The 23,120-nt window shown below is 45.5% G+C and carries 17 protein-coding genes; 7 read left to right on the top strand and 10 right to left on the bottom strand.

Translation table 11 applies throughout. From position 1 onward, the window contains the following. Positions 1–418: 418 nt before the first annotated feature. The gene (locus KJB05_RS24895; RefSeq protein ID WP_213053134.1) at positions 419–1,417 is read right to left on the bottom strand and encodes an OmpA family protein; all 999 of its coding nucleotides are present in this window, start codon (positions 1,415–1,417) and stop codon (positions 419–421) included. Positions 1,418–1,857: 440 nt separating this feature from the next. Here KJB05_RS24895 and aroG point away from each other — a divergent pair, with 440 nt between their 5' ends. The 3 genes from aroG to KJB05_RS24880 all read left to right on the top strand — a co-directional run bounded on the left by aroG (position 1,858) and on the right by KJB05_RS24880 (position 6,054). After that, positions 1,858–2,910, top strand: coding sequence for a 3-deoxy-7-phosphoheptulonate synthase AroG (aroG, locus tag KJB05_RS24890; protein ID WP_009706150.1), 1,053 nt, complete (start codon positions 1,858–1,860; stop codon positions 2,908–2,910). A gap of 188 nt (positions 2,911–3,098) precedes the next feature. Continuing rightward, positions 3,099–4,271, top strand: a complete 1,173-nt coding sequence (locus KJB05_RS24885) for an MFS transporter (protein ID WP_208444876.1) — start codon at positions 3,099–3,101, stop codon at positions 4,269–4,271. Positions 4,272–4,491: 220 nt separating this feature from the next. After that, a complete protein-coding gene (locus KJB05_RS24880; RefSeq protein WP_208444877.1) occupies positions 4,492–6,054 on the top strand; it encodes a PAS domain-containing methyl-accepting chemotaxis protein in 1,563 nt (520 codons plus the stop codon). A 116-nt stretch (positions 6,055–6,170) separates the two neighbouring features. Here the strand turns inward: KJB05_RS24880 and tkt are convergent, their stop codons facing one another. Both tkt and tal read right to left on the bottom strand, forming a co-directional pair. Then, a complete protein-coding gene (gene tkt / locus KJB05_RS24875; RefSeq protein WP_208444878.1) occupies positions 6,171–8,162 on the bottom strand; it encodes a transketolase in 1,992 nt (663 codons plus the stop codon). Between the two features lie 125 nt (positions 8,163–8,287). Beyond that, positions 8,288–9,238, bottom strand: a complete 951-nt coding sequence (tal, locus tag KJB05_RS24870; RefSeq protein WP_138941142.1) for a transaldolase — start codon at positions 9,236–9,238, stop codon at positions 8,288–8,290. Between the two features lie 465 nt (positions 9,239–9,703). On the opposite strand from tal, the gene KJB05_RS24865 reads away from it, so the two are divergent. Then, complete coding sequence (locus KJB05_RS24865; protein WP_005435602.1) at positions 9,704–10,705, top strand: sugar-binding transcriptional regulator; 1,002 nt, start codon at positions 9,704–9,706, stop codon at positions 10,703–10,705. Between the two features lie 126 nt (positions 10,706–10,831). After that, on the top strand, positions 10,832–12,127 hold the full coding sequence (locus KJB05_RS24860) for a glycoside hydrolase family 18 protein (RefSeq protein WP_208444879.1): 1,296 nt from the start codon (positions 10,832–10,834) through the stop codon (positions 12,125–12,127). Positions 12,128–12,168: 41 nt separating this feature from the next. Here KJB05_RS24860 and KJB05_RS24855 read toward each other — a convergent pair whose 3' ends face one another. The 7 genes from KJB05_RS24855 to moeA form a co-directional block, all read right to left on the bottom strand. Then, positions 12,169–14,460, bottom strand: coding sequence for an EAL domain-containing protein (locus KJB05_RS24855; RefSeq protein WP_208444880.1), 2,292 nt, complete (start codon positions 14,458–14,460; stop codon positions 12,169–12,171). Positions 14,461–14,481: 21 nt separating this feature from the next. After that, a complete protein-coding gene (locus tag KJB05_RS24850) occupies positions 14,482–15,312 on the bottom strand; it encodes a sulfurtransferase (protein ID WP_208444881.1) in 831 nt (276 codons plus the stop codon). Positions 15,313–15,367: 55 nt separating this feature from the next. Beyond that, positions 15,368–15,667, bottom strand: coding sequence for a hypothetical protein (locus KJB05_RS24845; protein WP_020196635.1), 300 nt, complete (start codon positions 15,665–15,667; stop codon positions 15,368–15,370). A gap of 139 nt (positions 15,668–15,806) precedes the next feature. Further along, positions 15,807–16,310, bottom strand: coding sequence for a hypothetical protein (locus KJB05_RS24840; RefSeq protein WP_208444882.1), 504 nt, complete (start codon positions 16,308–16,310; stop codon positions 15,807–15,809). Positions 16,311–16,322: 12 nt separating this feature from the next. Beyond that, positions 16,323–18,428: an LruC domain-containing protein gene (locus KJB05_RS24835; RefSeq protein WP_208444883.1), complete on the bottom strand. Its 2,106-nt coding sequence runs from the start codon at positions 18,426–18,428 to the stop codon at positions 16,323–16,325. A gap of 176 nt (positions 18,429–18,604) precedes the next feature. Further along, positions 18,605–19,354 (bottom strand): molybdopterin-synthase adenylyltransferase MoeB, encoded by a 750-nt coding sequence (gene moeB / locus KJB05_RS24830; RefSeq protein WP_045483339.1) that lies wholly within the window; start codon positions 19,352–19,354, stop codon positions 18,605–18,607. A 9-nt stretch (positions 19,355–19,363) separates the two neighbouring features. Further along, on the bottom strand, positions 19,364–20,599 hold the full coding sequence (gene moeA / locus KJB05_RS24825) for a molybdopterin molybdotransferase MoeA (RefSeq protein ID WP_208444884.1): 1,236 nt from the start codon (positions 20,597–20,599) through the stop codon (positions 19,364–19,366). Between the two features lie 287 nt (positions 20,600–20,886). Here moeA and folE point away from each other — a divergent pair, with 287 nt between their 5' ends. After that, the gene (gene folE, locus KJB05_RS24820; RefSeq protein WP_005373478.1) at positions 20,887–21,540 is read left to right on the top strand and encodes a GTP cyclohydrolase I FolE; all 654 of its coding nucleotides are present in this window, start codon (positions 20,887–20,889) and stop codon (positions 21,538–21,540) included. 277 nt (positions 21,541–21,817) lie between these two features. Beyond that, positions 21,818–23,059: an NRAMP family divalent metal transporter gene (locus tag KJB05_RS24815; protein ID WP_199482438.1), complete on the top strand. Its 1,242-nt coding sequence runs from the start codon at positions 21,818–21,820 to the stop codon at positions 23,057–23,059. Positions 23,060–23,120 lie beyond the last annotated feature (61 nt).

Here is a 23,120-nt window from a genome sequence, read left to right as displayed (position 1 = left end):
AAACCGCACTGATCAGGTGCGGTTTTTTGTTGGTCTTTATATCTAATCATTTTGCGGTGTAAACCAAACCTTTTGATAAATACCTTTTTGAGCGCTTGTGCTAAAGCTGAGGATTTATGAATCACGCTTTAGTTAGCAACGGGAGAGAGGAGGGGGCTCATGAAGAACTGCCACACGGCTTTTCGTTGAACTCCGTCAAGTCTTGCTGAACAAATCCTTAATCTATGAGCTTAAACTGTCGCCTTTGACATAAGAGCTAGAACCAGAAGTGTTATGACGGAGCAAATAAGAAGTTTGATTTAGACAGTGAGCGAGTTGAGAGAGTCTTAGCGGCAAATGGTACTGAAGTGAACAAATAAGAGGCAAACAAAAAGGGATGCCGAAACATCCCTTAGACTAGAAATTAGAGCGGTAACTCTTATTCTGGTTGAACTAGTTCTTCGTATTGGAACTCAGGAACTACAACTTCAACACGACGGTTCTTCTCGCGACCTTCGTGAGTGCTGTTGTCAGCTACAGGGTTCTCTTCACCCATGCCTTTAACTGTGAATCGGTCTGCATCGATACCTGCTGCGATTAGGTAATCTGCAACAGATTGAGCACGACGCTCAGACAGTTTTTGGTTGTATGCTGCTGGACCAGAGCTATCTGTGTAACCAGTGATTTCAACTTGAGCTTGTGGGTACTCGTTCAAGAAGTTAACGAAGTTGTCTAGACGCTCAGATACTGAATCAGTAAGTGTCGCACTGTCGAATTCAAACGTACCTGTACCGTACTCTTCTTTGTGCGTCTTCGTCATCATTACTGGTTCTTCTTCCATCACCTCTTCTGTTACTACTGCTGCTACAACAGGTGCTGCTGCGAACTTGTAGTTAACGCCGATGCCGAAGAAGTTAGCGTCCATATCATCTAGAACGTCGTCAGAAATATCTTGGTAACGTTGGTACTCTGCACGAACGCTCCAGTTTCTATCGATAGTGTATTCCGCACCCAATGAACCTGTAGGAACGATGTCTTTCTCGTCACCAGAGATCATGTAAGCACCACCGACTTTCGCGAATAGGTTCCACGTGTCGTTTAAGTGCCAATTGAATTTAGGTGCAAGCGTTAGCGCCCATAGATCACCATCAATTGTGTTAGCCGTATTAGCCCCTGACTTGAAGTTAGCTTCGTAGTTACCTAAGTAATCAACGCCGTACTCAAGACCAATGATATCGGTAAAGTCGTAACCGATGTGCATTCCGGCACCGAAAGCATCATCATCACAAGGGCTGTTTAAATAGCAAGCATCATCTAGTGTAGTCATGCCTACTTTGCCCCCGATATACATTTCAGCTTGAGCAGAGTTAATTAAACCACCAGCTACCACTGCTGCTACTGCAATTGCTACTTTTTCATAGTGTTTCCTTGTATTGATTGCATATTAATTTCTACTTTGTTTTAACAATTTGAGTAAAACTAGGTAGTTATAAGAAATTAGTTTAATAGTCATTTAATTTAACATCAAGCAACAATATCTTAGATCTTGCTACACTTTTAGTCGCGAACTCCCTCACAAACTTCTGATATTTCTTACATTGTAGACAACTTTTTCAAAGTTACAGGAAAATATATGATTATTTTGAACTTTTTCTGTACATTAAAATTTACACTGTGTTTTGTTTTGAACATAGAGTGTTAATTTGCATTTTTTAAAAAAAGTGATTGCAACTGTTCTTCTAAGCCGATAAGTTACTTGCATTGACACAATTAAATAAGCCCACAGCCCTTATTATTGCTTGCTTTGTGAACAATGTTGCACTGAGTAAAGTTTGGGCAAATTAGTGGGTCTGGGATAGTAATTAGGAAGTAGAAGTAATGTTTCAAACTGATGATGTAAGAATTAATAAAGTAAAAGAGCTATTGCCACCTGTTGCAGTGCTTGAGAAATTTCCGGCAACCGAAACTGCTTCCACAACCACTTTTGAATGTCGTAATGCCATCCACAATATTCTTGAAGGTAAAGATGACCGTCTGCTTGTGATCGTTGGTCCATGTTCTATCCACGATCCAGAAGCTGCTGTCGAGTACGGCAAAAAGCTCAAAGTGCTTCGTGATGAATTAGGTGAGCAACTTGAAGTGGTCATGCGTGTTTACTTTGAAAAGCCACGTACAACGGTTGGTTGGAAAGGTCTAATCAACGACCCGTACCTAAATGATACTTACAAGCTGAATGATGGTCTTCGTATTGGGCGTAAGCTGTTGCTTGACCTTACTGACATGGGCCTTCCTACAGCAAGTGAATTCCTAGATATGATCACGCCACAGTATGTCGCTGACCTTATTAGTTGGGGTGCTATCGGTGCACGTACGACCGAATCTCAGGTACACCGTGAGCTAGCGTCAGGTTTGTCTTGCCCAGTTGGCTTTAAAAACGGTACTGATGGCAACATCAAGATCGCTAGCGACGCAATCCGCTCTGCAAGCGCATCTCACCACTTCTTATCAGTGACAAAATACGGCCACTCTGCAATCGTAGAAACAGCAGGTAACCCTGACTGTCACATCATTTTACGTGGCGGTAAAGAGCCAAACTACAGCGCGTCTCATGTAGCACAAATCAAAGATGAGCTAGATGCTGCGGGTCTGCCGAAGAAAGTCATGATCGACTTCAGCCACGCAAACAGCTCTAAGCAATTTAAGCGTCAAATGCTGGTTTCTGATGATGTTTCAGAGCAGATTTCTGGCGGCGAAGACGCAATCTTTGGTGTGATGATTGAGTCTCACCTTGTTGAAGGTCGCCAAGACTTAGTAGACGGCAAAGTCGCTAACTACGGCCAATCTATTACAGATGCATGTATTGGTTGGGAAGATACGGAAACCGTTCTTCGTCAGTTATCAGATGCTGTAAAAGCTCGTCGCGCTAAGTAAGCATCAATATTTCGTGTTCATAAAAGCCAGCAACTTGCTGGCTTTTTTAATGTCCTGCAAACATAGAATGAAATCGGTTATATCCAACTAAACCAAAACAAGAATAAACGTGTTGCACATAAGTCATGTGTTTTAGTTTTAAATCCGTTATGGTGTGGGCATCGATTAAAAAACACTCAAGGAATGAGATGAACAGAAACGTCTGGCTATTGTCACTTTGCCAAGCTTTATTAATGACAGGGAACATTCTCTTAATCTCAGTCATCGCGCTCATCGGAAAGCAAATCGCTCCTTCTTCAAGCATGATTACTCTGCCAGTAGCGTTGCAATTTCTAGGCTTAATGTCAGCGACGATTCCTGCTGCCTTAATTATGGGAAAACTAGGGCGTCGTCTAGGTTTTAGCTTGGGTAACGTTATTGGCATCTTTGGCGCTTCATTAGCAACTTATGCGCTTTCGTTAGAAAACTTCACTTTGTTTTGTGCTTCTACGTTTTTATTAGGTGTAGGGATTGGGTTTGGTACGCTCTATCGATTTGCTGCGATTGAAGTTTGTGATGAATCTGCGAGGCACCGCGCAATTTCTATTTCCATGGCGGGTGGGGTACTTGCCGCAGTATTGGGGCCAAACCTCGCTGTCTATTCACAAAAGTGGTCAAGCGATGGACTGTATATTAGTGCTTTTGCTGTATTGATTGGTTTGTATGTTACCGCCCTCATTTTGCTTCAAACGATTCGATTCCCCCCGGCACACACCCAGAATTCACATTTAAAAACAGACTCGCTAAAAGTCATTGTTCGCCGTCCTAACTTTATGATCGCAGTTCTAGCCGCGATGGTTGCCTATGCTGTCATGAATATTCTGATGACAGCAACTCCATTGGCGATGATTGGTTGTGGCTTTGACTTCACCAGAGCGGCTGGTGTGATTGAATGGCATGTCTTGGGCATGTTTGTTCCTGCTTTCTTTACGGGCAGTTTGATCGAGAAGTTTGGGGCGAAGAAGATGATCTTAGCTGGTGGAGTACTGTTTATTGCGTGTATTGCGATTAACATGCATGGACTTTCTATTTGGCATTTCAGTACCGCGTTGATCTTACTCGGGGTTGGATGGAATTTCATGTTTATCGCCGCCACAAGCTTGTTTAGCCAGAGTTATGAAGCAAAGAACAAGAGTAAAGCGCAGGCGTTTAATGAGTTTTTCGTGTTCAGCTGCGTCACCGTTACTGCGCTTTTGTCAGGTTGGTTGGAATCTAACGTAGGATGGCAGAACTTAAATTTGTACGTTCTGCCTTTTGTCCTATTGGTGATGGGAATATTTTTTATCAAGGCGAATAACAACTCTGAATCTCAAGTTGCATAAATCAACTTCAAGATTTTATAAGACCCAGTTATGTACGCTGGGTTTTTTTGTCTATCGGCTCACAACCTACAAAATAATTGGTTAATTATTGTTATCTAAGTAAGTTTTTCGAGCTTGAAATGTCGCATCTGCAAGGTTTTTTCTCTAGCATTTTGTAATAAATATAACAATCGTGTATATAACCTGTCGCAATTTAATAAAAACTATAGAAGCCTCATCTATGTCAGTCTCAACTTCCAATAAAGCTCAAGAAACCCTTGTAGGAGATTCCGACGAGCTGGTCTCAACCACCGATCTCAAAGGTGTCATTACTTACTGTAATGATGCGTTTTGTCGAATCGCAGAATACAGCCACGACGAACTGCTCGGACAAAACCACAATATCGTTCGCCACGGAGATATGCCCAAAGCCGCTTTTGGTGATATGTGGGCTCGCCTAAAACAAGGCAAAGCGTGGCGCGGAATTGTAAAGAACAGTACGAAGTCGGGTGGTTACTATTGGGTCGATGCTTACGTAACCCCAATCTATGAAGGTCATCAAATGGTGGGCTATCAATCGGTTCGTGTGAAACCAAAGCGTGAATGGGTTGATATCGCTTCTAAGGCTTACCAAGAGCTTTTGAAAGCAGAGAAGTCGGGACGTGCATGGTCACTGAAGTTAAATGAAACACTACGCTATGCGATTCTTCTAGGGGCATTAGCCGCACCGGTCACTAGCTTTGCTTTATCACTTGAAGGGCCACTCGCTTGGCTTGCGACATTATTACCGGCAGGCGTGCTTACCGTGTTATTCCGCCAAGAACTCATTGATACGCCGCAACAGTTTAAAAAACTGCAAGCACAATACGACAGTGTGAGTCGCTTGGTGTATTCCGGTAATAAGCCATTCTCTATCGCGGACTTTCACATCAAAATGCTTTCTGCTCGTATTCGTACCGTTTTGGGTCGTATGACGGACTCGGCAAGACCGCTCCAAAATTGCGCTGAAGAGTTAAGTCATACCACAGCAGAAGTACTTACTGCTTTGACGCAGCAGAACAAAGACATTCATGAAGTTCGTGATGCTGCTGACTCGATGGAGGCATCAGCGAACTCGGTTTCATCCAGCACCCACGATGCTCATCTGCTGATTGATGATACTTTGAAATCTTGCTTAATGGCGAAAGAGACCATCGACCAAACTCATACCAACCTAGCGCAACTGAGCTTACAAGCTGAGAAAGCGACAGAAACAACGTATCAATTGAGTGACCAAGCACAAAAGGTCAGTCAATTAATGGAAGAGATTGGTGGAATTGCCGATCAAACTAATCTGCTAGCACTCAATGCTGCAATTGAGGCAGCGCGAGCGGGTGAACAAGGTCGTGGCTTTGCTGTTGTGGCTGATGAGGTGAGGGCGCTTTCTGGACGTACCTCGAATGCGACTGAGCAAATTAAAGCATCGATTGAAGCTATGCTAATGACGATTCAAGGCTGGCAGAAGGATATCATCGCTAATAAAGATCAAACAGATACCTGTTCGCAAGTGGCTGAACAAAGTGCAGCGCGTCTGTCTGAGGTAGAACAAATGATGCAAACCATGAGTGGTTTGATGGTGAATGTCGCGGACTCTGCCAATAAGCAGTTACAGCTTTCTAGCGACGTGAATCAGCACATTCATTCTATTGCGTCGACAGCAGAGCAGAACTTAGCGGCTACACATTCTGTAGAACAAAACAGTAAGCAGTTGAAAGATCAAGTTCAAGACTTCTATCGACTTGCTATTCAATTTGAAGAGAAGTGATTCAAACCAGCTAGCAGAATCGTTATTGAAAAATGATTAGATAAAATAAAGCCCCGCCGAAGCGGGGCTTTTCAGTTTTCAAATTCGCAATAGAGAAAACTGATAATACTCAGCGATTAAGCTAGCAGTTCTTTTGCTGTGTTTACTGCGTTTTCTACAGTGAAACCAAACATTTCGAACAGTTGGTCAGCTGGCGCAGATTCACCGAATGTTGTCATACCGATGATGCGACCGTCGAAGCCAACGTACTTATACCAGAAGTCAGCAATGCCCGCTTCGATAGCGATACGTGCCGTTACGTCTGATGGTAGTACTGACTCACGGTAAGCTGCGTCTTGTTTGTCGAATGTATCTGTTGCAGGCATTGAAACAACACGTACTTTCTTACCTTCAGCGGTTAGTTGCTCTGCTGCTTTCACTGCTAGTTCAACTTCAGAACCTGTCGCGATTAGGATTAGTTCAGGCTTGCCTTCGCTGTCTTTCAGGATGTAACCACCCTTAGCGATATCAGCAACTTGCTGAGCTGTACGCTCTTGTTGCGCTAGGTTTTGACGAGAGAAGATAAGCGCCGATGGGCCATCTTTACGTTCAATTGCTAGTTTCCATGCTACTGCAGACTCAACTTGGTCACATGGACGCCATGTGCTCATGTTTGGAGTCAGACGTAGAGACGCGATTTGCTCAACCGGTTGGTGAGTTGGGCCATCTTCGCCAAGACCGATAGAGTCGTGCGTGTAAACTTGGATGTTCTGAACTTTCATCAGAGCAGCCATACGCATAGCGTTACGAGCGTATTCCATGAACATTAGGAATGTTGCGCCGTAAGGAACGAAACCGCCATGTAGCGCGATACCGTTCATGATCGCAGTCATACCGAATTCACGTACACCGTAGTGGATGTAGTTACCAGAGAAATCGTTCGCTTCTAGAGACTTAGAACCAGACCACATGGTTAGGTTAGAAGGCGCTAGGTCAGCAGAGCCGCCCATGAACTCTGGAAGCATTTGACCAAACGCTTCTAGTGCGTTTTGAGATGCTTTACGTGATGCGATGTTTGCTGGGTTTGCTTGAAGGTCAGCAATGATTTGGTTTGCTTTCTCTTCCCACTCAGCCGGTAGATCACCGTTTACGCGGCGTTTGAATTCAGCTGCCAGCTCAGGGTACGCTGCTTCATAAGCTGCAAATTTCTCGTCCCACGCTGCTTCCTTAGCTGCGCCTGCTTCTTTCGCTGACCACTCTGCGTAGACTTCCTGCGGAATTTCAAAAGGACCGTGCTCCCAACCTAGTTCTTTACGTGTCGCTGCAATTTCTTCAGCACCTAGTGGCGCACCGTGACAGTCGTGTGAACCAGATTTGTTTGGTGAACCAAAACCGATGATAGTTTTAGTACAGATAAGCGTAGGGCGTGGATCTGCTTTTGCCGCTTCGATTGCTGCGTTGATCGCTTCAGAATTGTGACCATCTACAGCAGGGATTACGTGCCAGCCGTAAGATTCAAAACGCTTAGGCGTGTCGTCAGAGAACCAACCTTCAACGTGACCGTCGATAGAGATGCCGTTGTCATCCCAGAATGCGATCAGTTTGCCAAGGCCTAGTGTACCAGCAAGAGAACAAGCCTCGTGCGAGATACCTTCCATCAGACAGCCATCACCCATGAATACGTAAGTGAAGTGGTCAACGATGTCGTGGCCTTCTTTGTTGAACTGAGCCGCAAGTGCTTTCTCAGCCATTGCCATACCAACAGCGTTAGTGATGCCTTGACCTAGAGGACCGGTTGTTGTCTCGATACCAGGTGCGTAGCCGTACTCTGGGTGACCAGGAGTCTTAGAGTGAAGCTGACGGAAGTTCTTAAGATCGTCGATAGATAGCTCGTAGCCTGCAAGGTGCAGTAGAGAGTAGATAAGCATAGAGCCGTGGCCGTTAGACAGTACGAAACGGTCGCGGTCAGCCCACTCTGGGTTTGATGGGTTGTGGTTTAGGTGAGAGCGCCAAAGAACTTCAGCGATGTCAGCCATACCCATAGGTGCACCTGGGTGACCAGAGTTAGCTTGTTGAACACCGTCCATGCTTAGTGCACGGATTGCATTAGCTAGATATTTACGATCCATAGTATTTACTTCTCGATATTTGATTTAAATAGAGGGAACTCGTCGAAACCAGTTCAAATAGAATTTTTTGAGTAAAACGCTGATGCTAAAAGCGAGTAGACTGGCTACTCGCTTTTGGTAAGCAATTAAAGCTTAGCTTCGATCATTGCTTCTAGTTTACCTTGGTCAACAGCGAAGTTACGGATACCTTCAGCCAGTTTCTCAACAGCCATTGCATCTTGGTTGTGATCCCATAGGAATTCAGCGTGAGTCATTGCTGCTGGACGCTCTTTCGCGCCTTTAGAATCAACCAGTTTCTCAACAACTTCGCCTTCCGCTGCTTCTAGCTCTGCAAGTAGAGCAGGAGCGATAGTTAGACGGTCACAACCTGCAAGTTCTAGGATCTCGCCGATGTTACGGAAGCTTGCACCCATAACTACTGTGTTGTAGCCGTATTCTTTGTAGTAGTTGTAGATTGTTGTAACTGATAGTACGCCTGGATCTTCTTGAGCTTCGAAGTCACGACCTTCTTTCGCTTTGTACCAGTCCATGATGCGACCAACGAATGGAGAAATTAGGAATACGCCAGCTTCAGCACAAGCACGAGCCTGAGCGAATGAGAATAGAAGCGTTAGGTTACAGTTAATGCCTTCTTTTTCTAGGATCTCAGCTGCGCGGATACCTTCCCAAGTTGAAGCTAATTTAATAAGGATACGGTCGTTAGTGATGCCTGCATCGTTGTACATTTTCACTAATTGACGTGCTTTCGCTACGCTGCCTTCCATGTCGTAAGATAGACGAGCATCTACTTCAGTAGAGATACGACCTGGGATTGTTTTTAGGATTTCTTTACCGATGTTTACAGCAAGCATGTCACAAGTGTCTTGAACTTGTTGTGCTTTGTCGTTGCTTTGTGCTTTTGCGTATTCGATAGAAGCGTCGATTAGAGGTGCGTACTCTTCGATTTGAGCCGCTTTTAGGATAAGAGATGGGTTCGTTGTTGCATCTTCAGGTTGGTACTTTTTGATTGCGTCAATTTCACCAGTGTCCGCTACTACAGTTGTTAGTTTACGAAGTTGCTCTAACTTGTTGCTCATAATCGATCATCCTATATAAATGGGCTTAAGTGTGGCTTTCAATACCACAGCTTGTGCATTTGCAAGCGTGTCGGCTAATCGTCTCATCATATTTAACGAGACATCTGCTCAGCCAACTACGGAAAATTTCGGTACCGAACATTTGCTATGAACATTTGATCGGTAGCTGAGTAAATGATGAATCCATATTTATCCTATCCATGCTGAAAGTCAATCGCCGAAACCGACTTTAAGTGAAGTTCATCAACGTTTTTTTGCTGTGTGTTCAGAGCATGGCCGAAATAAACGTTTGCCCTTATTGTTCAAGGCTTGAGCAGTGCTGATATTAATAAAATTACGCAGTGAGAAAATGTCATTGCAGTGAGCAAATGTCGCAGTAAAATTGGAGGGTAACATATGCTAAGTCAATGAGCGGATGCTCACTAATGCATACAATGTCGATCCTCTAAAAGGGCGAGAAAAACCATGAGCAGTTCTAACCAAGATATTTCTATTGAAAGCACAGACTTACTAACGGAGATTTCCGTTGCTTATTATCAAGATGGTGCAACACAGGAAGAGATATCCAGAAAATTTTCCATTTCTCGTGCCAAAGTAGGGCGAATGCTCAAACAGGCACGTGATGAGGGGATTGTTGAAATCACCGTAAAGTACCATCCAGTGTTCAGCGCCAAGATCGAGCAACGCTTGATTGACCGCTTTGGTGTGAAACGTGCGCTGGTGGCATTAGATCAGCCCAATGAAGAAGCGCAGCGCCTTCAAGTGTCAGGTTTGGTCTCTAACTATCTCACTAGCACGCTCAAGAACGGCATGGTAGTAACGGTTGGGCAAGGGCGTAACGTATCTTCCGTGGCTCACCACATTGGTGTTATTACGCCGCGTGATTGTAAGTTTGTGTGTGGTATCGGCGGGATCCACCCTCGTGGCGGTATGTTTAACGCCGACCACATTTGCCGACAGTTTGCTAAGAAATATGGCGGAACCTCCGAAACCCTTTATGCACCGGCTTACGCTGAAAACCGAGAGCAGAAAATTGCCTTCATGCAAAATGCTACGGTCAAACAAACGCTCGATCTTGCACGTAAAGCAGATGTAGCCCTTGTCGGTATCGGCGATATGAGTGAAAACAGCTATATGGTCGACCTTGGATGGTTCACTCCAGATGAAGTGGTGCAATCCCGTTTAATGCAAGGTGTCGTCGGGGACTTTGCTGGCTACGACTTCTTTGATATCCACGGCAACGTCGCAAACACAGTGATGAGTGACCGAGTGATCGGTTTAGGTATTGAAGAGTTTAGACCGATTGCAGAAGTGATTGCGATTGCGGCGGAAAACAGTAAGCCACTCGCACTACTAGGTGCTTTAAGAACTGGCGCGATAGATGTTATTGCTACCAGCGTTAGTAACGCACTGACGGTTCTTAACTTGGATGAGCAGATGCACGGCAACAGTACATCAGAGGTTTAGCACAAATAATATGCAAACTATGTAATCAGGCTGAGAGGATTTATAAATGACTCGCAGCCTGATTTCGTTTCCAAGTTAAAAATAATCCTCAGGAGTAATTTGTAGTTGATTACTCTGGAGGAAATTATGAAAAAGACACTTCTCGCAGCTGCTTTATTAACGGGGTTAACAGGCATGGCACACGCCGAGCAAAAAGTCGTTGCAGGCTATTTTGCTGACTGGCAATACGCTAATGCAGACAACCCATATACAGTAAAAGACATCCCAGCTGATAACCTGACCCATATCATCTATGCGTTTTTGAGCATGTGTGGCCCTCATACTGGCGCATCTGAGACAGTGCAAAAGTTAGTTGCTAAGCAATGTGAAGGCAAAGATCCGTATACCGCGATTCTGGTTGACACAGAGGCGGCACTTGAAAAAGACTTTGGTCCGGTCTCTGTCGACGTTCCATATAAAGGACACTTCGCTCAATTAGCCGAACTTAAGAAGCAACACCCTGATCTGAAAATTCTCCCTTCTTTTGGCGGTTGGACCATGTCTGAACCTTTCCACGCAATGGCTAAAAACCAGCAAGCGATGGATCAGTTCTCTAAAACGGCTGTTGAGTTGATTGCTCAATATGATTTCTTTGATGGCATTGACTTGGATTGGGAATACCCAGGTGGCGGCGGTTTAACGACTTCACCTTGGAATCCAGATACCAAGCTTACAGATGAGCAGAAAGCGCTTGAACGTGACGCCTTCACATATCTAGTCAAAACCATGCGTGGCGATTTAGATACTCTAGCGAAAAAGACTAAGCGTGAGTACGAGCTTTCAACTGCGGTGGGTGTTGGTCCAAAAGCGGCGGGCATCGATTGGAAAGCGGCGCAGCCTTACCTAACCAACATGTTTGCGATGACTTACGACTTCCTTGGCGGTTGGGGACAGCAGACAGGGCATACAACTAACCTACATGCGACCGACCGCAGTTGGTGGGGGATGGGCGCAGACGTGTTTATTAATCAAATGATTGAGTTGGGCATTCCGAGTGAAAAGCTAGTGATTGGTGCGGCGTTCTACGGTCGTGGCTGGCAAGGTACCAAAGATTTTTCTGGAGGTTTACCAACTCAAGACCTAGTTTCTGAGCAAGGCGCACAGTTCGGTACTGGTGAGAATGGCTACTTCATGTTCTGGGATCTGATGAAGAACTACAGCACGAAACAGGGATATGAGTACAAATATGACGAGCAAGCTCAAGCGCCTTACCTGTGGAACCCAGATAAGAAGGTGTTCATCTCATTCGAAGATCAGCGCTCTATAAAAGCCAAAGCAGACTGGGCGAAGCAATCAAATCTTGGTGGGATCTTTACATGGGAACTATCAGGAGATCCGAAAGGGGAGTTAGTCGAAGTGATGTATAAGGAAATGCAGAACTAGTCTCTTCCCCTTACACTATAGCTAAGTAAATCAAGCCGTCGCTATCGTTCGACGGCTTTTTCGTTTTGGCTCTCTGCGGCGAAGCTAATCAATTGCTCAAAAGGCAAGGGCTTGGAATAGAAGTAGCCTTGAATCAAATCACAGCCACAAGCAGTAAGTTGGTCGCGTTGCTGACGTGTTTCAACCCCTTCAGCAAGCACTTTCATCCCAAAGTTTTTACCGATAGCAATGATGTTTTGCACCATGTTCAGTGCTTTCTCGTCGTCCTCGATATTGTCGACAAAGCTCTTATCGATTTTGACTTCATCGATCGGCAACGCTTTGAGCATCGAAAGTGAAGAGTAGCCCGTCCCAAAATCATCCAGAGAAATCTTGAAGCCTAGAGTGTGTAAGCGTTCGCAAATCGGGGCAAACTTGTTGAGGTCTTCAATAAATAAGTTCTCGGTGATTTCGAGTGTGATGCGATGTTGGTCGACCCCATGTTTATCAATCAATGCCACTAAGTCGTCGATAAAGTTGACCTGTATGAACTGTTTGACCGAGATGTTTATCGACATTTGAATTGGTTGAGCGGCTAGGTTGGTTAGGCGAGCCATATCGACCAAACTTTTCTCGATGATTAATTCACCCAGTCTCACCATCAAGCCTGAGCTTTCCGCTACGGGGATAAATTCATTTGGTGGAACAAAACCCAGCTCTTCATCTTGCCAACGAATTAGGGCTTCAACACCATAGATTTCACCGCTGACGTTTAATTGTGGTTGATAAACTAGGAACAGATTTTGTCGTTCTATCGCTAACCTCAAACGTTGTTCAATCTTCATTTTATGTAGGTGTTTGGCTTGCATTTGTTGGTCGAACACACTGTATGCATTACGCTCTTTTTTCGCTTGATACATCGCGATATCTGCCGAGCGAAGCAATGCGTCTAAATTTTTGCCGTGTGAAGGGTAGAGGGCAACACCGATGCTGCAACTCAATAGAAACTGGTTTTCGTTCACAAGGTAAGGCTCGGACAAGTAATGAATCAGATCACTTGCCAGCGTTCGCACGGCATTTTCATCGGTACGGTTGACGAGCAGTATGAACTCATCGCTGGCTTCTCTGACAATCAATCGACCATCACTGTCGAAGCTTTTCAAGCGCAGTGCGATTTGCTTCAACACTTCGTCGCCGAACTCGTGCCCATGAGTGTCGTTGACCGATTTAAAGTTATCGATGTCGATGAACATCAGAGTAAATGGCGTTGAAGACTCGCTTAACCAACTTTTGATATGTGTTCTGAGATATTCGCGATTTGGCAGCAACGTTAGGTGATCATGATGCGCTTGGTAAAGGAGCTTTTGGCGTGTCGCCAGTTCGTTGTTGGCAATAGAGCGAACGAGTGCGTAAAAACCCGCTTGGATAAAAAGAAAGACAATGGAATACAGCGCAAATTGGTCAAAAAAACCACTTTGGATGTAGCGTAGGTCAGTAGAAGACGAGGCCCACAACTTGTAATCTGGCAGGTACTTCAGCGTGACGAGTTGATTAATTCTTGGATCATCAGCAACAATATTGACCGCACCAGATAACGCTTTGACGGTTTCTCGACTCCACCCGTACTTTTTCTCAACCTGTTCAAAAACAATGGATTTTTTGTGCCCATCAGCAGGAAGGGTATAACTGAATAGACTTGCTTGTTCTGCTGAGGTAAAGGTTAGGTAGCCGTCCTCTCGGACCAAAGACACGCGATTGTGTTTGTTGGCGTGCACATCATTTCTGAACACCAAAGACGAGTTCATGTTGAAGCCTGCTGTCATCACCGCCAGCACCTTACCACTTTTATCTCGAATCGCTTTTCGAATTGGAATCACTAATGAATCGAGCGCGGGCATGAAATAGGTTCTACCAACGACCATGTGCTCAGATTGCAGTGCGGCTTCGAAAGTCTGTTTAGTCTGAGGATCTTGCTTGAGGTTGTGGAGCTTTTGTAAATCCAGATTAGAACTAATGGCAAGATAATCCCCTTCAGGATTCGTCAGGCCAAAAGCGGCGATGGCGGGATGGATATCCATCAAGTCATCAAGCAAAGGGCGCATTTGTAATGACGCGGTGCGAGTGAAATCGTTTTGGTCAATTAGTTGATGCCCAACGACTTCTAACAGCGTTTCTTGCCCTTTGAATAGAGAATCGACAGAAGAAGCAAACAACTCCAACTGAAGGAGTTGCTTGTCCTTATATTTATCGAGAGTGGATTCGTAATGATAGTGACCAAACAGAGAGAACAATCCGACACTGATAGCAAACAGTGTCATATAGAGCGTCCAAATGTTCTTCTTTAAGCCGATCATATCGTTTTACTGCTCCTGATCTTAACGCTCGATAGGTAGAGAGTGGTCAGCGCCCCATTCGGTCCAAGAACCGTCGTACACCGACAGATTGTCCAGACCAATTTGATACGCCGCGAGTAATAAAATGCATGCGGTCACACCGGAGCCGCAACTAAAAATGATTGAATTATCACTATCTATTGTTAGTGCGCTAAATATCTGTTGCAACTCTGAATTCGGTTTAATGTGACCGTTGGTTAAGAGTTCTTGAAACGGTAAGCAAACCGAATTTGGAATGTGCCCACTACGTAGACCTTCTCGTGGCTCAGGCACTTCACCAAGGAAGCGGGCTTTGGCTCTGGCATCGATGATATTGGCACTTTTATTGGTTGAATGAGCAAGAACATCTTGTGCACTCAAAAAGGCATTTGGGTTGAGTTTGCCCGCAAAGTTGCCTTCTTCGCTTGGTTGCGATAGGGCACTTTCGGCAGGGAGTCCTGCTTCAATCCAAGCAGGAAGGCCGCCGTTTAAGACTCGGACATTGTCATGCCCCATGGCTTTGAACATCCACCAAGCTCTTGGTGCCGCTAAAGTGCCAGAGTTGTCATAAACCACAATCAAGTCTTCGTTGTTCAAACCGAGTTGTTGCGCACTTTGGTTGAAGCCTTCTTCTGTTGGCATCATATGCGGTAGGGAGGAGCCGGGTAAGCAAAAGTCATTGTCGTAATCAAAGCGTAAAGTATTTGCAATCCACTTATCTTGGATCTTTTTGCCTTCAGAAGGGATTTGAAACGCAATACTAGCGTCGAGGAGCTTGACGTTAGGTTGGCCGAGAAGGCTATTGAGTTCATCAGTACTGATCAGTGCTTGCATTGTTTTTCATTTCCTCAAAGTAGTATGACGTTTGACATGAATTCGAAGAGTAGGCTCATTCGCAGTTTAAAAACGTGAGCGGTTGCTCGAAGAGTGAATCCGTAGCTTGGTTGAATGTCACTAAGGCACCTTCAGGACAATGTACAGAGGTTGGAACTGCAACACGCTTTGTTCCGAGTACCTCTGATTCGACGGTGAGATAGCGTCTTTGCCCATCGAGGGATTGTGTCAGGGTATTTGAAATCACTTTTGCGGTGATGGTTTGTGTTTCATCAGAAGATGTTAGCCACAGAGCCAAACATAATGCGACGATGGCAGCAACAAAGACCAAAATGAAGGTTTTCGGGTTGTCCAACGTGTTTTCCCGCTCGATGATTAATCCTACTGTTTTACAACAAAAAAATCGCATGTTCAAAAGAACGATGCGATTTTTAAGTTAAAGATTGAAGATTTGTTCTGAAAGGCTGCTTTCGCTATGCCTTCAATTTACCCAGTTACATGGTCCAAGTGTTGTCTCCAGAAGTAATCACTTTCTGAATTGGGTCACTACCGTCATAGAACCAAATCTCAACAAGCAGGCTGCCTTGGCTATCAGAGACATTAAAGTCGACGTTTGCTGCACCGTTGTTGAGTGGAACCGATGCGACTTTACTTGGGTATCTTGCATCGTAGTTACCTGAACTGTTCTCTACAAACTCTTTGTATACGCTTAGGTGTGCTCGTTGTGAAGAGAAACCACTGATGTCTACATTGAGCGTACCTTCCGTCACTGGGTTGTAGCTAAAGTCATCTGGTACTACTAGATCCTGCATAGTTGCATCTTCTTCTACTGTTACCGTTGTCTCTTCTTCGGTCGTTTCTTCCTGCTGGGTAGTATCTTCCTCTGGCACGGTGGTTTGGGTTGGTGGAGGTGTGCTGTTACCACCACCTCCGCCGCCACCGCCTCCGCCACAAGCTGTTAGTGCTAATCCCATGATGATTGTGATAAGTGCTTTCATAATGTTATCTCCCTATGGAATGTAGCATTTGTTAGGTGTTGGAGCGGTGTGCCAATCTGTGCTTAGTTCGCCACCAGACTCAGCCCAAGTTTGGAATTGAGGGTATGCATCGACCATGTCTACACGCTCTAGCGGCCAATCCCAATCTTCTACTATCAACAGTGCCCAAGGTAAGTTGTTGGCTGTTTTGAAGTACACACCTTGTGCTGGGTCACTTGCATCGACGCCGACACCGAAGAGGTTTTGGTCATCAAACTGTTCTGTAGGTGCTTGGTCTGCTAAGTGAACTTCCCATTTACGACCTGGTTGGAAGGTAATACCATCGCCATGGTAAGTGCCCGGTGTTGCAAAGATGAACGGGTCGTATGGCATGGCTTGAATGGCTGAACGGTCAGATCCTTCAGTGAAGTACACATTCAAAGTAAAGGTGAGTGAAACGTTTTCATCACAGCCAGACTCTGTGCGGAAGTAGCTACAGCTGCTCGCCGCGTGTGTGCTTAAGTCTTCACTGATGATGAAAATTGCTTCATCAGAAATACTTTCCAAGCCATTAGATGCTTGCTCTACACCATTGAAGGATAGCGTCGTTAATCCATTTTCAATCGAGCTTCTCAATACACCCGGTAGTCGGATTGCGAAGCCATTTTTGTAGCTTGCGCCGTAAGCCGCTAGGTCACCTGTAATCTGGATATTCTCAACATGACCAGCAAGACTGGTTTCAGTGATGCGGAATTTCACGACCACATCGTTCATGTCGTAGTCTGCGGTGTATGGCCAATTATCTTCATAAGCCACGGTGGCGTAATCTTCTGCACTCGGGAAGTATTCCACTGAGTAGCCATTACCAGTGATGGTAATTGGGTAATCTTCCACCTCACCAGATGTCGAACCACCATCGTAGTTTAATCCGGTTTGTTGGCTAAAGCGGAATCGACTCCAGCTTGAACCTTCCGTTGCAGCGGTTGAAACGACAAACGGTAGGGGATTATTACCCGCAGACAGTAATTCGTCAGTAAAGATTTGTTCGCCTTCATCATCAAAGTCACCATCGCGGTTCCAGTCAAACCATGCTGATAGGTAGCCAGAAGTGGAAGCCGTCACATTCACTATTGAACTTAAACCTGGGTCAAGTGCGGATACAAAACCAACACCATCTTCATCAGCGGTGCCCACAGAGTTGTCGTTTGCTTGACCGTCGGCATCACCATCTGGCGCGACAGAACCAAGCCAAGTTACACCGTCCACTTCGTGGCGAGGGCCGTTTGACGCAAGTGTTGTGTGGTAGCTGTCAGGAGCATCACCAAAATCGATTGGCTCGTCTTCGTCAATCACTGGAGCATTTGCACAGCGTGCACCATCATTTTGGCTTGAGCTTGGACCGTTGGATACAAACTCAACCGCTGGAACGATACCTGCTGCGATATTGGCTGCGTTACCTTCCGAAAGGTCAACACGATAGATTTTGCCGTCTTGGTTACGTGACACGTAGTAGTTGCCGTTCACATCGAAGTAACCAGCACCAAATGTGCCTAACTCGCCTGTATCACCTATCGCAGTCGTATTACCATTTGATGGGTTGAATTGGTACAGCACTCCAGAGTTATTGTCGATGCCGTAAAGGGAACCGTCGCCTGGATGGAATGCAAAGTCGGTTAGGTTCACAGTCGCTGTTGAACTGATCTTCACGATGCTTAATGTCGCATTTGGATCAGAATCGAGCGGAGAAAGGTCAATGGAGAAAAGTCCTTTGCCTTTGCGGTACAAGTAGTAGACGTGGTTGTAAACGTCACCTACGTAAAACGTGTGGTCGGTAGGAAGGCCCGAAACATCAAGCGTTTCTGCTTGGAAGTCTTGACCAAGACGAACAATCTTTTTGTTTGTGGTGTCGTAGCCGTAGATATAACGGTCAGTGAAGTTAAAGCCTACACCGTTAATGCCCGAAGCCAAACCTGTGTCGTCCTCTAAAAGAGTCGTAGAACCTGTAACCAAATTGACGCCATAGATTTGAACCGGGGTTGATTGGAATAGGTATGCTTTGCTTGGGCATGTGTCAAATGGCGCCGCTTGTGCATAAGCGCTCGCTATTAGAGACCCAAGTAGTAGTGATGTCCTTTTCATAATTCGCCCTCTCATTGGTTCGTGATATATGCAATGAAAGGAATGTGCCAACTTTTAAGCTGTTGAATTTTAGTGATTTAATATTTGTAAGAAGAAGGGTTTTAAATCTGATTGTCAAAATGAGAAAAAAGCCCAACATCGAGTTGGGCTTTTTGGGAATGATTAGCGGTTTAGAACTAACTACAAACCGGACAGGTGGGCATTTTCATCAGATTCATTTCTCGCCAAGACATGCTGAGCGCGTCCAAAATCAGAATTTTGCCTTTCTTTGGTTGGCCGTAATCAGCAATCACTTTAATCGCTTCCATCGCTTGTACTGCGCCAACAATACCCACAACAGGAGCCATGACTCCGGCTTCGACACAACTTAACGCACCGCTGCCAAAGAGGGCACTTAAGCACTGGTAACATGGTTGTGCTGGATCATCGTAAGTAAACACACTCACTTGGCCTTCCATACGAATGGCCGCGCCTGAAATTAGCGGTGTTTTGGTAGCAAAACATAGGCGATTAAGTTGATTACGCGTATCGACGTTATCTGATGCATCGACAACAATAGTGTGCTGCTTAATCAGGCTTTCTAACGCTGTATCATCAAGACGTTTTGCGATGGTATCTACAATGATGTGCGGGTTGAGCTCACGTAGTGCATCGGCTGCCGAGTCTACCTTCTTACGACCAATATCCGCATCGTGGTGTAGCACTTGGCGCTGAAGGTTAGACAACTCGACGATATCATCATCAATCAGTGTGATTTTACCGACACCAGCAGTGGCCAAATATTGGCTTGATGCGCAGCCTAAACCGCCAGCACCAAGCATCAATACCGATGCTTGTTTGAGTGCTTCTTGTCCTTCAAAGTCAAACTGACGAAGAATGATTTGGCGGTTGTAACGCAGCATTTCCTGATCGGAAAGAATATCCACAACGACTTCCTAGTAAAGGGTTGAGTTGAACAGTTGAATCTGAACCGTTTCGCCCGCTTCAACTCGGCCGCGTTCACGTTCCAATACAACAAAACAGTTCGCTAGGCTCATTGAACGGAATGCACCAGAGCTTTGGTTACCGGTTGTTTCAACGACAAACTTGCCATCTTCCAATGTATAGATACCACGTTGGTAATCGGTACGACCTGGCGCTTTCTTAAAGGCGGTTTTGGTTGTTGCTGGAATAGATTCGGGTGCTTTCCATTCTGTATGGCCTGCAAGTTTTGCCAGCATTGGTTGAACAAGCACGTACATAGTCAGAACTGCGGAAACAGGGTTACCCGGCAGTCCACAGAACCAAGCAGTGCTTAGCTTACCAAACGCGAAAGGTTTACCCGGCTTGATTGCTAGCTTCCAGAAACCGATTTCACCAAGTTCTTCAAGAATGTCTTTGGTGTAATCCGCTTCGCCGACGCTAACACCACCAGATGTAACAACCACATCAGCCAACGTTTGCGCTTGTTCAAAGGTCGCTTTCAGAGTCTCTGGGCAATCTGGAATGATGCCAAGATCAACGGCTTCACAACCGAAGTTTTCAATAAGCGGTTTAATACCGTAACGGTTGCTGTCGTAGATCTGACCTTCGTCTAGGGGCTCGCCCAATGGTTTAAGTTCATCACCAGTAGAGAAGAAAGCAACTTTTGGCTTACGTACTACTGTCACATGGCTCACACCAAGAGACGCAATCATCGGAATATCGCGAGGTGTTAAACGTGCGCCTTTTGCCAGTACGATGTCGCCTTGTTTGATGTCGTCACCTGTTGGGCGGATGTTGTTTTGCGGCTTCACGTCGGTTTGGTTGAACTGAATACCAGCATCCGTTACTTCTGTGTTTTCTTGCATGATAACGGCATCACAACCCTGTGGGATTTTTGCGCCAGTCATGATGCGAACACAGGTACCTTGAGGCCATTCACCTTCAAAAGGTTGTCCAGCAAATGATTTACCTGCCAGAGGCAATACAGAAGATGACTCAAGATCTTGAATGCGAATAGCGTAGCCATCCATTGCTGAGTTATCGAATGGCGGTACGTGAATAGGAGACAAGATGTCTTCTGCCAGTACAAAACCGAGTGCGTCAGCAAGTGGAAGAGAAAGCGTTGTTTGGATAGGTTTGATTCGCGATAGCATTTTGTCCATCGCTTCTTCAATTGGCATCAAGCCAGGTGCGTCGCAGCAGCCCATTGAGAAAATCCTGTGTTCTTTTGTTTTGTGGCAACTTTACCATAAAAAGGGGACCGAGTAAGAATGTCCACCTATAAAATATGGGTGTAATTATTCAAAAATCCGAGTATCCTTGTCAGCCATCCGAAAGGGGTAAAAAGCCCGCGGAGCTCAATAAAATCAGCTCAGTACCTATATTTGATGTGACTTGGTGTAAAGACACGAAACTGAGCAGCTCAAAGCGAAAAATATGAATGCAATTTTGATTGGGTTTGTATTGAAGCGGAAGTAACAAAAGAGGAAGTGGAATGTCAGGTCTTAGCGAGTCAGCGAAGTTAGTAAAAGAAGCGCTAGAGCAACGCGGTTTGGAAACGCCAATGCGTCCAAACAACGTAAGTCGTGAAGAGAAGAAAGAGAAGATCGAACACCACATGCGTGAGATCTTAGGTCTGCTTCAACTTGACCTTACCGACGATAGCCTAGAAGAAACCCCTCACCGCATTGCTAAGATGTACGTCGACGAAATCTTCTCTGGTCTGGATTATTCCAACTTCCCGAAAATCACGGTGATTGAAAACAAGATGAACGTGAGCGAGATGGTTCGCGTGAAGGACATTACCGTGACCAGCACTTGTGAACACCACCTTGTGACCATTGATGGCAAGGCGGCTGTGGCTTACATTCCACGTGGCAAGATCATTGGCCTATCAAAGATCAACCGTATCGTTCGCTTCTTTGCCCAGCGTCCACAAGTTCAAGAGCGTATGACTCAGCAGATTCTTGTTGCACTTCAAACGTTGCTTGAGTCTGATGATGTGGCAGTGACGATTGACGCAACACACTACTGTGTGAAATCTCGCGGTGTGATGGATGCAACCAGCGAAACGACAACAACAGCATTGGGTGGCATCTTCAAAAGCAACCCAGCAACGCGTGCCGAGTTTCTGCACGGTTTACGCTAAATAACCAAGCACTATTCTAAGAGGATGGCAAACGCCATCCTTTTTTTGTATCTGTCTGAAATGAATAATGATTTGAGAATGAAAACGACAAAAATCATTTATCGATTTCTGTGTTGACAGTCACATGCGATAGACTTAATATCCGCGCCCAGCAAACGGTTGCGAAGGTTCACTTCTCTATTCGTTCTGCCCAATTTGATTCTTCAAGCTCAGCTGATCTCGGTCAGTTGTCTTTCTGTTTTCTAATAGTAGAAAGGCAACAAAATTGAGATTTGGCATGACCACACAAACCACCATCAACTCGACTGCTCCCGCTTCGATTCAAGCATCGGAAAACAGTTGGCAAAAGAAAGCAATTCTTAGTGTCGCGTTCTTAATGGCGACCACGTCTGTTGGACCTGGCTTTTTGACCCAAACAGCGGTCTTCACCAATATCTACAAAATCGACATGGCATTCCCTGTGTTTGCATCCATGTTTATCACCTTTGGTATTGTGATGAACTTATGGCGCATCGTAGGTGTGTCTGGTATGCGCATTCAAGACATTGCCAACAAAGTTGCACCGGGGATGGGCTACGTGGTGGGCATTCTGTTGGCTCTTGGCGCGGTTGCATTTAACTTCGGTAACGTAAGTGGCTCTGCGCTCGGTATTAACGTACTAACGGGTGTGGATACAACTTGGGGTGCTCTCTTCACAGGCGTAGTTGGTTGTTTGCTGTTTGTGGTGCACAACGCTTCTAAGCGCATGGATCAAATGGCACGCTACCTTGGCTTGTTTATGATCATCTTAATTGCGTACGTTGCGATGACCAGTTTGCCGCCAATGGGGGAGACCTTGAGCGCAGCAGTAATGCCTACTGATGTTGGTAGCCTGCTATTACCGACGTTGACTATTGTTGGTGGCGCAGTCGGTGGCTATTACACAGGCGCACAGCGTTTGGTTGATATCGGCTTGCAAGGTAAAGAGAACGTACCCGCTATCAAGACGGCAGCTTGGGCAGGTATTTCTATTGCCGTGGTGATTCGCATCCTGTTGTTTATGGCAGTGTTTGGTGTGATTGCAACAGGCGCGACTTTGGATTCTGCAAACCCCGCCGCAGACGCGTTTCGTCAAGGTGCAGGTGAAGTAGGTTACTTTATCTTTGGTTTGGTGTTGTTTGTTGCTTCGATTACCTCAGTTGTGGGCAACTCGTACATGGCGATTTCCCTTATCAAAACACTCTTCCCAGTTGTGGCTCGCAACGAGAAAGCATGGTGTGTCGGTTTCATTATCATCACATCGCTTGGCACTGTGACGATGAACATGCCGATTCTGCTGCTAATGCTGGCTGGCCTTGTTAACAGTATTATTCTGCCAATCGTTTTAGGTATGGTGCTGGTGGCGACACGCAGAAAAGACATCGTAGGTGACTACAAACACCCAGCCTATTTAACGCTGACGGGCGTTGCAATTGTCGTGGTGATGGCGGCATCAAGCGTGACCAATATCAGCAACTTTATGGCCAAGTTTATCGGCTAACTCAATGTATCGGCCAATGTGTATTGAGTAATGTTTATCGGGCATGAGCTTGCTAAGAACA

The organism is Vibrio sp. B1ASS3, assembly GCF_905175355.1.
GTDB lineage: Bacteria > Pseudomonadota > Gammaproteobacteria > Enterobacterales > Vibrionaceae > Vibrio > Vibrio owensii.
Note: the sequence above shows the minus strand (reverse complement) of the source record. Positions and strands in the feature narration are given on the sequence as shown.

Coding starts and splice junctions, on each gene's coding strand:
- aroG (WP_009706150.1), top strand. CDS start 1,858: ATGTTTCAAACTGATGATGTAAGAATTAATAAAGTAAAAGAGCTATTG.
- KJB05_RS24885 (WP_208444876.1), top strand. CDS start 3,099: ATGAACAGAAACGTCTGGCTATTGTCACTTTGCCAAGCTTTATTAATG.
- KJB05_RS24880 (WP_208444877.1), top strand. CDS start 4,492: ATGTCAGTCTCAACTTCCAATAAAGCTCAAGAAACCCTTGTAGGAGAT.
- tkt (WP_208444878.1), bottom strand. CDS start 8,162: ATGGATCGTAAATATCTAGCTAATGCAATCCGTGCACTAAGCATGGAC.
- tal (WP_138941142.1), bottom strand. CDS start 9,238: ATGAGCAACAAGTTAGAGCAACTTCGTAAACTAACAACTGTAGTAGCG.
- KJB05_RS24865 (WP_005435602.1), top strand. CDS start 9,704: ATGAGCAGTTCTAACCAAGATATTTCTATTGAAAGCACAGACTTACTA.
- KJB05_RS24860 (WP_208444879.1), top strand. CDS start 10,832: ATGAAAAAGACACTTCTCGCAGCTGCTTTATTAACGGGGTTAACAGGC.
- KJB05_RS24855 (WP_208444880.1), bottom strand. CDS start 14,460: ATGATCGGCTTAAAGAAGAACATTTGGACGCTCTATATGACACTGTTT.
- KJB05_RS24850 (WP_208444881.1), bottom strand. CDS start 15,312: ATGCAAGCACTGATCAGTACTGATGAACTCAATAGCCTTCTCGGCCAA.
- KJB05_RS24840 (WP_208444882.1), bottom strand. CDS start 16,310: ATGAAAGCACTTATCACAATCATCATGGGATTAGCACTAACAGCTTGT.
- KJB05_RS24835 (WP_208444883.1), bottom strand. CDS start 18,428: ATGAAAAGGACATCACTACTACTTGGGTCTCTAATAGCGAGCGCTTAT.
- moeA (WP_208444884.1), bottom strand. CDS start 20,599: ATGGGCTGCTGCGACGCACCTGGCTTGATGCCAATTGAAGAAGCGATG.
- folE (WP_005373478.1), top strand. CDS start 20,887: ATGTCAGGTCTTAGCGAGTCAGCGAAGTTAGTAAAAGAAGCGCTAGAG.
- KJB05_RS24815 (WP_199482438.1), top strand. CDS start 21,818: ATGACCACACAAACCACCATCAACTCGACTGCTCCCGCTTCGATTCAA.